This window comes from Marmoricola sp. URHB0036, assembly GCF_000426045.1.
GTDB lineage: Bacteria > Actinomycetota > Actinomycetes > Propionibacteriales > Nocardioidaceae > Marmoricola.
The window spans coordinates 309,667-322,752 of sequence record NZ_KE384490.1 but is presented as its reverse complement, the minus strand read 5'-3'; the positions used below and the strand labels follow the sequence as shown (position 1 = coordinate 322,752).

9 protein-coding genes are annotated in these 13,086 nt (G+C 70.5%); 1 reads left to right on the top strand and 8 read right to left on the bottom strand.

All coding sequences use genetic code 11. The features are described from left to right. Positions 1-19: 19 nt before the first annotated feature. Positions 20-1,312, bottom strand: coding sequence for a Tim44-like domain-containing protein (locus tag H976_RS0121835; RefSeq protein ID WP_231389016.1), 1,293 nt, complete (start codon positions 1,310-1,312; stop codon positions 20-22). A gap of 191 nt (positions 1,313-1,503) precedes the next feature. Next, entirely contained in the window at positions 1,504-2,184 is a 681-nt protein-coding gene (locus H976_RS0121830) for a response regulator transcription factor (protein WP_027863253.1), read from the bottom strand. A 94-nt stretch (positions 2,185-2,278) separates the two neighbouring features. On the opposite strand from H976_RS0121830, the gene H976_RS0121825 reads away from it, so the two are divergent. Continuing rightward, positions 2,279-2,569, top strand: coding sequence for a GlsB/YeaQ/YmgE family stress response membrane protein (locus H976_RS0121825; protein WP_027863252.1), 291 nt, complete (start codon positions 2,279-2,281; stop codon positions 2,567-2,569). Positions 2,570-2,746: 177 nt separating this feature from the next. Here H976_RS0121825 and H976_RS27955 read toward each other — a convergent pair whose 3' ends face one another. The 6 genes from H976_RS27955 to H976_RS0121795 all read right to left on the bottom strand — a co-directional run bounded on the left by H976_RS27955 (position 2,747) and on the right by H976_RS0121795 (position 13,039). Next, positions 2,747-3,703 carry an RNA polymerase subunit sigma-70 gene (locus H976_RS27955; protein ID WP_036227649.1) on the bottom strand — a complete coding sequence of 319 codons (957 nt, stop codon included), beginning with the start codon at positions 3,701-3,703 and terminating at the stop codon, positions 2,747-2,749. Further along, the gene (locus H976_RS27950) at positions 3,700-3,996 is read right to left on the bottom strand and encodes a hypothetical protein (RefSeq protein ID WP_051277313.1); all 297 of its coding nucleotides are present in this window, start codon (positions 3,994-3,996) and stop codon (positions 3,700-3,702) included. The genes H976_RS27955 and H976_RS27950 overlap by 4 nt, the downstream gene beginning before the upstream one ends. After that, positions 3,993-5,429, bottom strand: coding sequence for an MFS transporter (locus tag H976_RS27945; protein WP_051277311.1), 1,437 nt, complete (start codon positions 5,427-5,429; stop codon positions 3,993-3,995). The genes H976_RS27950 and H976_RS27945 overlap by 4 nt, the downstream gene beginning before the upstream one ends. 107 nt (positions 5,430-5,536) lie before the next feature. Further along, positions 5,537-6,523, bottom strand: a complete 987-nt coding sequence (locus H976_RS0121805) for an alcohol dehydrogenase catalytic domain-containing protein (protein ID WP_231389015.1) — start codon at positions 6,521-6,523, stop codon at positions 5,537-5,539. A gap of 77 nt (positions 6,524-6,600) precedes the next feature. After that, positions 6,601-7,518: an NAD(P)-dependent oxidoreductase gene (locus tag H976_RS0121800; RefSeq protein ID WP_027863250.1), complete on the bottom strand. Its 918-nt coding sequence runs from the start codon at positions 7,516-7,518 to the stop codon at positions 6,601-6,603. A gap of 28 nt (positions 7,519-7,546) precedes the next feature. After that, on the bottom strand, positions 7,547-13,039 hold the full coding sequence (locus H976_RS0121795) for a carboxyl transferase domain-containing protein (protein WP_027863249.1): 5,493 nt from the start codon (positions 13,037-13,039) through the stop codon (positions 7,547-7,549). Between the last annotated feature and the right edge of the window lie 47 nt (positions 13,040-13,086).

Sequence of the window (13,086 nt, the reverse complement as noted above, 5' to 3'; positions counted from 1 at the left end):
ACGCGCGAGCTGAAGTCGATCAGCTCAGCTGGGTGCGCTCGACCGCCGTGACTGTCCACCCTCGCGCGGCCGCGTCGTCCAGGCGCATCGTGAAGAGGAATGGCACCACGCGGTTCGCACGCGGGTCGCCCGCGACGACCTCTTCGGTCCTTCGGTCGACCTCGTAGTAGATCCCGTGCGTGTCGACGGCGACCCGGAACGTGATCGGCTCCCGTGAGACAAGGTCGCGCACCTCGATGCTGCGCACGGTGGCAGTGCGCATGACGGTGCGGTTCGGGGTGCGGACGGCGGTGAAGTCGAGGCTGCCGTCGTTCATCGCCCACTCCTCGAGGAACGTGGCGATGGCCACCTCGAGAACCGACTTGTCGAAGCGAGCGTCGACCAGGCTCAGATCACCAGCCGCCTGATCAGCCGCGTCGGCCCAGGAGATGTTCGTCAACGACAGGACGTCGGTCGCACCCGGCACGGACATCCGCTCAGCCACCTCGAGCGTCGCGTCGCGGGCCACCGACTTCTGGTTCCAGGTGTCGGTCTCGACCGCATCGGTGAGGTGGTGACTTCCGTCCTCGGCCTGCTCGATGCCGGCCACGATCCACTCGCCCGCGCCGTTCTTGCGAAGAGTCCAGTACTCGACCGGCCGCCTCGAACGGTCCTTGCGCGTCAGCTGTTCACCGGTCCGCCGGTTCACGACGTAGTCGTTCAGCGTCGCGGTGATCCGGAACGTCACCGTGTCATCGGTCTCGCCGGGGCGGTTGGCGACGTTGACCATCTTCACGTCCGGCCCGGCGACGATCTCGACGATGTTGACCTGACCGCGCGCGACGTACTCGTCCAGCTGCTCCGCCCACTTGCCGTAGACGACCGGCGACAGGATCCTGTCGAGCATCGCCTCGTCACCGGCGGTCCACGCTCGCTGCGCCGTCACGTAGAGGCTGACGGCCCGCTCCTTGAGCGCGTCCACGTCGAACGTGTCGTCGGTGACGGCCAGGTCGTCGACCTGCGCCTCGACGGCGGTAGCGCGAGCGTGTGCCGCCTCGTCGCTGCGGTGAGCCACGCGGTCACTGGCCGTGTTCATGTTGCGCTTTGCCCGACGCTGCTGGGACCAGGTCTTGAACAAGAAGTACGCCACGATCAGCAAGATGATGACGACCGGGCCGCCACCGCCGCTGCCGAAGAAGAGGAAACCGCCGCCGCTACCGAAACGAGTGCCTCCGCCGCCCTTGAAACCGCCGCCGCCCCCGAAGCCATGACCTCCGCCACCCCCACGCGCGAAGGCAGCCGACGGCGCCGACAGGACTGAGACGCTGGCCAACCCAAGAACCAGGGCGACGGGTGCGACCAGTCGACTCGTGAGAATGCGACAGACAGACGGTGCGTGCATTGCGGCCTTCCCGACCTTCGAAAACGCTTCCGCGCCAACAGATCGTTCGACATCTCCTCCTGGATCCCAGGTCTTTGCCCATCGTCGCTCGACTGACCAAGCGCGTGGCCCGACCGAAGACCTCACGGCCCCCCGCGCCAGTGGTCGATCCGGTGGTGGTCGGGGGCGAAACCATGGTCGATGCCCCACAGGACTGCCTGGGTGCGACTGGAGACACCGATCTTGCGGTAGAGCGTGCGGATGTAGGACTTCACGGTGTTGGGCGACAGATAGGTGCGTGCAGAGACATCGGCGTTGCTGAGGCCCTGGGTGATGAACGCGAGGATCTCCGCCTCGCGCTCGCTGAGCCCCTCGCCGCGGCCCGGCCAGTCCAGGCCGTTGCTGCCGACCCGACCCGGTGGGTCACTGAAGACGATCTCTCCTGCGTGCACAGCCTCGAGAGCAGCGATGAGGTCGCGAGCGGGCAGCGCCTTGGAGAGGTAGCCGTGCACGCCTTGCTGCCGCGCGGTCTCGACCAGCTCCGGGTGGAAGTTCCAGGTGTAGACGACCACGCGACGGGCGCGTGGGTTGTCGACCAGGATGCCGATGTGCTCGTGGTCGGCCTCGGGTTGCGCGAAGCAGTCGTACAGGACGATGTCGACGGCATCGTCGAGGGGCTCGTTGGTGTCTATCTCGGCCACGATCACCCGGTCGCGGTAGCGGTCGATGATCTTGGCGAGCCCCAGCACCACGACGTCGTAGTCGTCGACCAACGCCACGGTGATCGGCCGCGTGCTGGTCGGTGTGCTCGTCGTACTGGTCATGGCCACGGAGGCAGACTAACCCACCTAGGGGTGTATCAGGCCCGCCCTAGGTATCAGATCGTGGAGAGACCAAACCCCAACGAAAGGCACCACCATGCTGGGTCTCATCCTCACCGTCCTCGTCGTCGGCCTGATCGCAGGAGCGGTGGCGCGGCTCCTCGTCCCGGGCAAGCAGCACCTGTCGATCCTCGGCACGATCGTCCTCGGCGTGGTCGGATCGCTCGTGGGCGGCTTCCTGGGCTACGTGCTCTTCCACAAGGACGCCGGCGACGGGTTCCTGCAGCCCGCTGGGCTGATCGGATCGATCATCGGCGCGGTCATCGTGCTCCTCGTCTGGATCCGTGCCTCCTCCTCCTCCTCCTCGCACCGTACGGCGCGCGTCTGAGGACGCGGATGGCCACCGCTGCCCCCCGGTGCCCCAGCTGCGGGGAGGACCTGGTCCTCGAGATGGACCCCGCCTCGCAGACAGAAGCCGACGCGGTCGTGCTGTCAGCAGATCCGCCGTTCCGTTACGTCTGCGTCTCGCCCAGGTGTCGATCCTGAGCCTGGGCTCGCCCCGCGCTCACGTACGCACCACCCACGGCTCGAGGAAGGTGGTGAACCCGGTGACGCCTCCCGGACCGAAGGTGAGCACGGACAGCCCGTGGCTGAGGAAAGCCCCGATCGTGTCGTCCCAGGCGCTGAAGGCCATGGCGGGCTGGCCGTTTGCCATGGTCGGCTCGACCCGCCAGCGACGCCCGGCGCTCAGCGGCACCTCGGCGAGGAAGGCCGCGACCGAAGCCCGGCCCCGGTACCACTCGGCGTACGGCGGCATCGTCATCTCGACGTCATCGGCCAGGAGCGCGACCACGGCGTCGACGTCGTTCCGCTCCCAGGCGGCCATGAACGCCGCGACCGTGGCACGGACCTGTCGGTCGCCGACCTCGCGCAGCACCTCCTGCTGGCTCCGCTCGGGAAGCACGGCCCGGACCGACCCTCGGGCACGGGCCAGGGCGCTCGTCACCGACGCGACAGTGGTGTCCAGGATCTCCGCGGTTTCGGCTGCGGAGAACGCGAGGACGTCGCGGAGCACCAGCACCGCCCGCTGCAAGGAGGGCAGGTGCTGAAGCGCGGCGATGAACGCCAGCTCGACGGCCTCGCGTTGCTCGTAGACCGCCTCGGCGGGGGTGGAGCCCCAGGTGAGGCCGGCGTCGGGCAGGGGCCCGAGCCACGCCGTCTCGGTCAAGGGTGCCCCCAGCCCGTCGGTCGGGTCGGCCGCCGGCCCCAGGTCGACCGGGACCAGCCGCCGCCCGCGCCGCTCGATCTCGCGGAGACAGACATTGGTGGCGACGGAGTAGAGCCAGGTCCGCAACGAGCTGCGCCCCTCGAACCGGTCCACGCCCCGCCACCCGCGCAGCAGCGTCTCCTGCACCGCGTCCTCGGCATCGTGGGAGGAGCCGAGCATCCGGTAGCAGTGCAGCAGCAACCCGGGCCGCAGCGGCGCGACCTGCTCGGCGAACTCCTCCGACGCCAGCGTCATCCCGAGTAGCTCCCCACGAGCGTCAGCTGGTGCAGCTGGGGGGTGTCGGCGCACCGGTCCTCGACCAGGCTCGCGGTGAAGCGCTGGAACGCCTCTGAAACCTGCACCTTGCCGCCGTCGCCCTCTTCGTCCACCACGTGCACGAAGCTCACGCCGTCGTCGAGGAGGTAGACCGAGTAGGTCACCCCCTCGGTCTTGCGGGCCTCGAGGTCAGCCATCACCTCGCGAACGTACTTCGTGTTCTCCTCGGTGCGCCCGTCCTTGACCCGGTAGGTCACCATCCGTGCCGTCATGCTGCTGCTCCTTCGAGAGTCCCGGATCCGGTTGATCCGGTGTCTGAGGTGCCGGCGTCCCGTACGACGGACCGCCTGGCGGGCAGTGCCAGGCCGGCGACGGCTCCGAGAGCCGACAGGGCGGCCGCGGCCAGCACGGCCCCGCGGAAGCCGTCGACGAAGTCGGCCGGCGACGCGAAGCCGCCCCTCGCCCCGAAGACCGCGACCGTCACGGCGATGCCGAGCACGCCGCCGAGCTCGCGCATCGTCGCGTTCACGCCCGACGCGGTCGCTACGTCCCGGTCCGCGACCGCGGCCACGACCGCGCTCTGGCCGCACGGGATCGCCAGCGAGACGCCGAACCCTCCGACGATGAACGGTCCGAGCGCGTCGAGGTAGGTCAGGTCGGTGCCGACGGTCGTCGCGAACCAGACCATCGCGGCCGCCTGCACGGTGAGCCCGGTCGTGAGCAGCGGCCGCTCGCCGATCCGATCGGCCAGGGCACCGGCGGCAGGCGCGAAGACCAGGAACGTCCCGGTCCACGCCATCAGGCGGACGCCGGCTCCCAGCGGTGACTCGGCCATCACCACCTGCAGGAGCTGGCCGTAGAAGAAGACCGCCGAGAAAAGCGCCGCGAAGGTCAGGAAGATGGCCGCGTTGCCGGCGGCGAAGCCCCGCACCCGGAGCAGCCGCGGCGGCAGCAGGGGGTACGCCGCCCGGCCCTCCCAGAACGCGAAGCCTGTGAGCAGCAGCAGGCTGACCGCGGCGGCGCCGAGCACCTCGCCGCTGGTCCAGCCGGCGGGCTCGCCCCGCACCAGGGCCCAGACCAGACCGAGCACACTGCCTGCGAGCAGCGCGACCCCGGGCACGTCGAGCCGGCTGTCCGGGACCCGCACCTCCGGGATGAGCCGGAGCGCCAGCGGCGCCGCGAGCAGGCCGACGGGCACGTTGAGCCAGAAGATCCACTGCCACGCGAGCCCGTCGACGACCGCACCACCGACCAGCGGGCCGCTCGCGACAGCGAGCCCGGTCACCGCGCTGAACAGGCCGACCGCGGCGCCACGCTTCTCGGGAGGGAAGGCCGAGGTGAGCAGGGCCAGGCCCAGAGTCATCACCACCGCGGCCCCCGCACCCTGCACCACGCGCATCGCGACGAGTGCGCCGACGCTGCCGGCCATCGCACAGGCGGCCGAGGCCAGGGCGAACAGGCCCAGCCCAGCGGCGTACGTCCTGGCCCGGCCGAGCCGGTCGCCGAGCACGGCCGCGGGCACCAGGAGCACCGCGAAGCTCAGGTTGTAGGCGTTGACCGTCCACTCCAGGTCGGTCAGCGACGCGCCTAGGTCCCGCCTGATGGTGCTCAGGGCCGAGGCCACCACCAGGGTGTCCAGTGCGGCCATGAACGACCCGACCGCGGTGAGCACCACGACCCAGCGGAGCCGTCCGTTCTCGTCCATCTGTGTCTCCTCGCCGACTGCCTGCTGCGGCGGCCCGGTGGCCGCTCTCATCAGGTGTGATCCGCGCGGAGCTCAGGACTGATCGGTGTGTGCTCGGATCGAGCCCCTCAGCGCATGGGGTCGACCATGGTCATGCCTGCGACCGTCGCCTGGTCGAAGTGGGGCAGCAGGGCGGCCGCCTCGTCGAGTCCGATGGTGCGTTCGATCAGGCGCTGCGGCTGGAGGACGCCTTGCTCGATGAGCGCGAGCATGGCCGGGTAGTCGGCCGCGGCCATTCCGTGACTCCCCAGGACATCGAGCTCCCAGCCGATCACCCGGGCCATCGGTACCCGGGGGTGACCGTCGACCGACGGCTGCAGTCCGACCTGGACATGGCGACCCCGACGGCGAAGGCTGAGGATCGCGTCCGCGCAGGCTTGCTCGCCGCCTACGGCATCGACGGTGACGTGGCTGCCGCCGCGCGTGAGGTCAGCAACAGCGCCCGGGATGTCCCGGCCGTCGACAGTCACCGTGTGCTCTGCGCCCAGCTCGGATGCGGCGGCGAGCGCCTCGAGATTCCGATCCACCGCGACGACCCGGGCACCCAGCGCGTGGGCGATCATGACCACGCTCAGCCCCACGCCGCCGGCACCGACCACGGTCACCCACTCCCCCTCGGTGACACGCGCACGGCCGACCAGCGCGCGGTACGCCGTGGCGAACCGACATCCGAGACTCGCGGCAGTGGCGAAGTCGACGTCCTCCGGGAGACCCACGAGATTCGTATCGGCAGCGTGCAGGGCGACGTACTCCGCGAACGATCCCCAGTGCGTGAACCCTGGCTGGTGCTGAGCCGGACAGACCTGAGCGTCCCCGGCCCGACACCAATCGCAGCGACCGCAGCCGCAGACGAACGGGACCGTCACCCGGTCCCCGACCCGCCATCGGCCGACCTGTTCACCGACCTCGACCACCACGCCTGCAAGCTCGTGTCCCGGCACGTGCGGGAAGACGATCTCCTCGTGCCCCGCCCACGCGTGCCAGTCGCTACGGCACACTCCCGTCGCCATCACCTGGACCACGACCCCGCCGACCGGGGCCGTGGGCACGGTCACCTCTCGAACCTCCGGCTGGGATCGAACGGCATCAAGGACGACGGCGCGCATCGCTACAGCCTGTCAGGCAGGGCGGGTCACGCCTCGCGGCGCGGGTCGGGAAGTACGTCGCGCCAGGAGTGCTGCGGGCGGTAGCCGAGGAGGTCGCGAGCCTTGTCGATGCAGTAGAAGGTCTCGTCGCGGCCCATCTCGCGACGCACCTCGACGTCTGGGTAGAACCGTTCGATGATCTCCTCCGTGGTCGCGGCGACCGACATGTCGGCGTTCGCGACGTTGAAGATCTCGAAGCCGAGCCCGTCGGTCTCCAGGCACCGCAGGGTGAGCTGTGCCAGATCGCGGGTGTCGATGTAGGCGAACAGGTTGCGTCGCCGCAGCGACGGGTCTTGCAGGAAGGGCGGGAACAGCTCGGCGTACTCCTCGGGCTCGATGACGTTGTTGATGCGCAGACCGTAGATGTCGGCACCGGTTCGGGCGTGGAAGGACGCCGCGGTCACCTCGCCGGCCACCTTCGACATCGCGTAGGAGTCCTCGGGGACGACCGGGTGCTCCTCGTCGACGGGGACGTAGAGCGGTTTGCGCTCACCTTGGCCGAAGCAGACGCCGTAGGTCGTCTCCGAGGAGGCGAAGACGATCTTGCGGATCCCGAGACGGGTGGCCGCCTCGAGGACGTTGTAGTGCGCGAGGACATTGGTCGCGTACGTCGCGCTGTCGGGGGCCAGCAGGACGCGAGGGACCGCGGCGAAGTGGACGACCGCGTCGTAGACCGATCCGCGGGTCAGGTCGAGATCAGGATCGTCGAAGTCATCCATGGTCGGTACGCCGGCCAACGCCGAGTAGGTCTCCCCGGCATCGGTCAGGTCGACGCGCAGATCGGTGACATCGGGATGACCGAGCGGAGTGAGGTCCGCGTTGGTGACCTGGTGACCCGCCGCGGCGAGGGAGGGCGCGACATGATGGCCGGCCTTGCCGCTGCCGCCGGTGAAGAAGATGCGCATGCACCTAGCGAATCACTAGGCCTGCACCTCAGCCGCGGTGCCCCTCGATCGCCGCGATGATCTCCGGCCGCAACCGAGCCGCAGGAATGACGGCGTCGACCGAGCCGACCTCCACCGCCCGGTGGATGTCGTGGATTCCGTCGAACTCGGCCGCGACCTCGCTGATCTTCTCCGCGCGGGTGGCGGCGCGCAGGGTGGCCTGCTCCGCCCTCAACCGGATGCGGTCCCCGTTGCGGGCGGCCGCGATGCGCTCGTCCAGCTCACGCATGGCCGGTGAGGCCGCCGTGCGCTTGTCGACCTCGCCGGTGAACACCACCGCTGCTGCCGGGGCGCCGCCGATGACCGACGCGAACGAACCCTCCACGGCGAGCACCTTCATCGACGGGTTCAGCGCCTTGGAGAACACCACGAACGCGCCACCGTGGTAGCGGGAGATCACGCAGAACACGATCTGGCCGCGGAAGTTGACGATGGCGCGGCCGATCTCGGCGCCGTACTCCAGCTGCAGGTTGCGCATCGACTCCGGTGAGCCGTCGAACCCCGACAGGTTGGCGAGTACGACGAGGGGCCGGTTGCCGCTGGCAGAGTTGATCGCCCGCGCCGCCTTCTTCGACGACTTCGGGAACAACGTGCCGGCGGTGTAGGTGTCCGGGCCGTCGGTGGGCGGGAAGCCGCTACGACGTACGGACTGGGACTCGATGCCCAGCAGACACACGGGATGGCCGCCGACATGGGCGTCCTGGACGACCGCGGTGTCGGCCTCGGCCATGCCGGCCCAACGCTCGAGCACGGCGTGGTCCTGGTCGGCGATGGCGCGCATCACCGTGCGGATGTCGAAGGCCTTCTTGCGATCCGGGTTGTGCGCGGCCGAGAAGATCTCGCCGACGCATGCGAAGTCGCTGCCCTCGATCGCATGGGGGTACGACGAGATGTCGCGGTCGGAGGGATCCGAGGTCGCAGCGCGACGCGGACCGCTCTCCCCCGGCGCGACGTAGGTGTGCTCGTAGTGGGACATGAGTACGCCGATCGCGCCGGCCAGGTCGGGCGCCCAGTACTGCGCCTGCCCGTTGGGACCCATCACGCGGTCGTAGCCGCCGATGCCGTAGTTGTCCTCGGCCGAGACGCCGCCGGAGAAGTCGAGCGACTGCTTGCCGGTGAGCACCATCGCGCTCTCCGGGGTCATCACCAGGATGCCCTTGGTGTGCATCAGCATCGTCGCCTCGGCGTTCCAGTACGGCTGGGCGCCGACGTTGATGCCCGCGACCACGACGTTGATCTCGCCGCCGTCCTGGGTGAACTCCACGATCCGGCGCAGCGCCTTGGCCACCCAGTCCATGTTCTCGGTGCCGGAGTCCATCGAGATGCGCGCGCCGGCGGAGAGCGCGAACCACTCCACGGGTACGCCGAGACGCTCGGCCAGGTCGAGGGCCGCGATGACGCGCAGGCACTCCTGCTCGGCGACCGAGCCGAGCGACTTGGTCGGGTCGCCGCAGAGCACCACGCGCTGCACGCCCTCGGGGTGCAGCGGAGTCGGCGTGGTCACGACGGCGGCGAGGATGCCGGCCGTGTTGAGGCCGTAGGGCCGGTCGACCGGCACCAGCTGACCCGAGTCATCGAGGTCGTGCTCCACCAGCGTGCCGCCTGGGCCGGCGAGCACGCCGCTCAGCTCGTAGGGGTAGACGAGACCGCGACGACGCGAGCGCACCACCTTCGAGGCGTAGTCGTCCAGGGGGGCCAAGAGGTCCTTCGGGGGCTCCTCGACCGTGGTGACCACGCCGGATCCCGGCTGGGCGCTGAAGCGCACGGCCATCGGTACCGGCTCGCCGCCGGGGTTGGCCAGGCGGCCCTGGGCGACGACCTCCTCGACACCGGCGCCGTCGGTCAGCGGGCTGATCTTGGTGCCGAGCGCGCCGAGCGCATCGAGGTCGAGGTCGACGACCGGCCAGACGGTGACCCAGACGTGGTTCATGTCGAGCTTGGCGCCGGCAGCGCCGCGGGCCACCCGCTCGCGGCGGATCGCCTCCAGGCAGTTCTCCACCGCACGCTCGGCGTGCGGCAGCCCGGTGATGGTGCCGTCCTCGTCGCGTGCGACGGACATCTGGCGCACCTGCGCGAGGGCAACCAGCCGTCGGTCCGCGGGGTTCTCGCGGGCGACGCAGTCGTAGAGCAGCACGTCGCCGGGGGCGTCCACGCGGGTGATGTCGAAGTTGCGCAGCCGCCACAGGTCGAGGCGACGGCCGACCATCGGGTGCACCCCGCGGGTCAGGTCGTCCTCGACGACCGACCCATCGGCGGCGGGGCGGAAGGCGAAATAGCCGACCTTGCTGTCGCCACCTCCGGAGCACACCGCCACGCACACGCGTCGTACGTCATGGGCGAGCGGCAGCGCGGCCAGACGTGCTCCGAGCTCGGCGCTCATCTCGTCGGCCGACGAGGGGGCGTCGGGCCAGGAGAGGTACAGGTCGACGACCGCGTCCTCACGCGCCGCACGGTCGGCGACGTACGACGCCACCGAGGTGACCAGCTCGGAGCCCTCGGTGAGCTCGGCCACCGAGCCGATCGAGGACACCAGCCGGGTCGGCCGCTCGTCGAGCGAGTAGCTCGCCAGCACGGCCGGACGCGGAGCCTCGGGGCCGCGGTCGAGCGAGCGGACGTCGTGCAGGGAGTACTCGCGGTAGTGCCGTCGTGCCAGCACCTCCAGCATCGGCTCCCGGTCCGGGACGCCCTGCTCGAGTCGCTCGCACAGGAACCCGACCGTCTGCTCGGGGATGGCGGCCAGCGCCTCGATGCGGCGTGCCCGGTCGGGGGCATCGGCGGACGCGGAGAGCGCCGCGATCTCGTCGCGCACGCCCGTCAGGACCGTCGAGCGCTCGACGTCGACCGCCGGCTGGTCGAACCAGCGGAAGCGGACGCTGCGGGCCAGGTCGCCGACCCCCGGGTAGCGCGACTGCGGGACGCGACCGACGCGCTCCAGCACCGCACGCGCCCGCCCGGCCACTTCACCGACCGGCGGGGTCTCGCGGCTCCACGAGCCGAGCAGGGCGGAGACGAGTGCGACCTCGGGCGTCGTGCGCTGCTGGGCCAGGAAGATGCGGAAGACCGCGGCCTCCAGCTCCGGCGTACGGTCCAGCGAGTCGACGCCGTAGTGGCGCAGCACGCGGCGCAGCCGCTCGCGGAACTGCTCCGGGAGCCCGCCGCGGTCGGCGTCGAGGCTCTGCAGGTAGGTGTGGAAGTGCTCGCGCGAGCTGTGCACGCGCAGCTCGGACTGGCGATCCTCGTCCATGGGCCGGTTGCGGGTCAGCTCGGCGAGGTCGGCGAAGACCTCGAGCAGCGAGACCTCGTCGGCCAGACCCTGGTCCCGCACGCTGAGGTACTCCGACAGCGCGGCGTCCTGGTCCTCGGGCGGAACGTCGTAGCCGAGCACGACCGCGCTCAGGGCGGACCGGGCTCGTTCCCGACGGGTCTCGTCGTCGAACTCGTCGTCGGCGGGCAGGTCGAGCGCGGAGTCCGCGGACACCGTCTCCTCGACGGCCTCGCCCACCTGCTCGAGCTTGATCAGCGCGGCGCCGGTCTCGACCTGGCTGCCGGTGATGACCGAGAGCTCCTTGACGCGGGCCGCGAACGGCGCCCGGATGGCGGTCTCCATCTTCATCGACTCCAGCACCACCACGGCCGTGCCGGCCTCGACCTCGTCGCCCACGGCGACGGGGGTGGCCACGACCAGCGCCGGCGCGGGCGAGCGCAGCACGCCGCCCTCGTCGCGGCTGACCCGGTGGGCGACACCGTCGACCTCCACGAGCGTGGTGGGTCCGTGCGTGGCCGTGACGACGCTGTAGCGACGGCCGCCAACGACCAGGCGGCGGCGTACGTCGTCGACGTGCTCGAGCAGCACGTCGACCGTCTGCGAGGTGTCGCCCGAGGCAACGCTCACCCGGAAACGGCCGGGGCCGGTGTTGATGGTCGAGGCGTGGTACGGCACACCGCGCAGCTTGAGCTCGACCGGCTTGCCGACCTGATGGGAGGCGCTCGGCCGGCCGCCGTGGGCGGTGTCGATCAGCCGGGCGGTCTCGATCCGGACGCCGTCGAGGTAGGCCTCGATGGCCGCGGCCACCACGGCGATGCCGGCGTGCGCGTGGGCGACCAGTCGGCCCTCGGCGCGGACGCGGTCGATCCACCCGGTGTCGGCCCAGACCGGGTCTCCTGACGTGACCTCGGGCTGGGCCAGCAGGTCGAGCACGAAGCTCTTGTTGCAGGCGCCACCCTCGATGACCACGGTCGTCGAGGTCATCGCGCGACGCAGGCGGGCCAGTGCCTCGTCGCGGGTGCGGCCGTAGGCGATGATCTTGGCGATCATCGAGTCGAAGTCGGGCGGGATGGTGTCGCCCTCGGCCACGCCGGTGTCGACGCGGATGCCGGGGCCGGCGGGGAGGGCGAGGTGCTCGATGCGGCCGGGCGACGGGGCGAAGTCACGGTCGGGGTCCTCGGCGTTCAGCCGCGCCTCGATCGCGTGACCGATCTCGGCCGGCTTCTCGCCCTCGAGGCGACCGCCCTGCGCGACGTGGATCTGGGCCCTGACCAGGTCGATGCCGGTGGTGATCTCGGTGATGGAGTGCTCGACCTGGAGGCGGGTGTTGACCTCGAGGAAGGCAAAGGTCTGTTCGCCGGGGTGGTAGAGGAACTCGACGGTGCCGGCGCCGACGTACCCCACGGCGAGGGCGAGGCGCTCGGCCGACGCCTTGAGCTCGTCGGCCTGGGCCTCACTCAGCAGCGCCGAGCTCGACTCCTCGATGACCTTCTGGTTGCGGCGCTGGATGGAGCAGTCGCGTACGCCGAGTGCCCAGGCGGTGCCGTGGCTGTCGGCGATCAGCTGCACCTCGACGTGGCGGGCACCTGTCACCAGGCGCTCCAGGAAGACGGTGCCGTTGCCGAAGGACCGCAGCGCCTCGTCGCTGGTGCGCTGGAAGGCGTCCTCGAGGTCGGCCGCGGAGGCGACCATGCGGATGCCGCGGCCACCACCACCGGCGCTCGCCTTGAGCATCAGGGGGTAGCCGATCTCCTCGGCCTTCGCGAGCGCGTCGTCGAGGGTGTCGACGGCGCCGCGGCTCCACGGCGCGACAGGTACGCCGACCTCCTCGGCGATCAGCTTCGAGCCGATCTTGTCGCCGAGGCGGCGCATGGCGTCGGCACTCGGGCCGATGAAGGTGACGCCGTGCTTGTCGCACAGGTCCACGAAGGCCGGATCCTCGGCCACGAAGCCCCAGCCGGGCCACACCGCGTCGGCCCCCGTCTCGAGCAAGGCCCGCTCGAGCACGGCCAGATCGACGTACGGCCGGTTGGCGGCCGGTCCGAGGTCGTAGGAGAGGTCGGCCTCGCGCACGAACATCGCGGTGGCCTCGCCCGTGGTGTGCAGGGCGACCGTCTGGACGTGCTCGCCCCCGGCGGCGTTGAGCTCGCGGACGGCGTGCAGCAGCCGCATGGCGGACTCACCGCGGTTGACGATCGCGATGCGACGGAACGACACGACATTCCCCTCATGTTGGACGCGCAAAATGCGAGGCAGGTCTCGCA

Excerpts from the sequence above, each read along its gene's own strand:
- H976_RS27945 (WP_051277311.1), bottom strand. The coding sequence starts at position 5,429 with ATGGACGAGAACGGACGGCTCCGCTGGGTCGTGGTGCTCACCGCGGTC.
- H976_RS0121825 (WP_027863252.1), top strand. The coding sequence starts at position 2,279 with ATGCTGGGTCTCATCCTCACCGTCCTCGTCGTCGGCCTGATCGCAGGA.
- H976_RS0121800 (WP_027863250.1), bottom strand. The coding sequence starts at position 7,518 with ATGCGCATCTTCTTCACCGGCGGCAGCGGCAAGGCCGGCCATCATGTC.
- H976_RS27950 (WP_051277313.1), bottom strand. The coding sequence starts at position 3,996 with ATGACGGCACGGATGGTGACCTACCGGGTCAAGGACGGGCGCACCGAG.
- H976_RS0121830 (WP_027863253.1), bottom strand. The coding sequence starts at position 2,184 with ATGACCAGTACGACGAGCACACCGACCAGCACGCGGCCGATCACCGTG.
- H976_RS27955 (WP_036227649.1), bottom strand. The coding sequence starts at position 3,703 with ATGACGCTGGCGTCGGAGGAGTTCGCCGAGCAGGTCGCGCCGCTGCGG.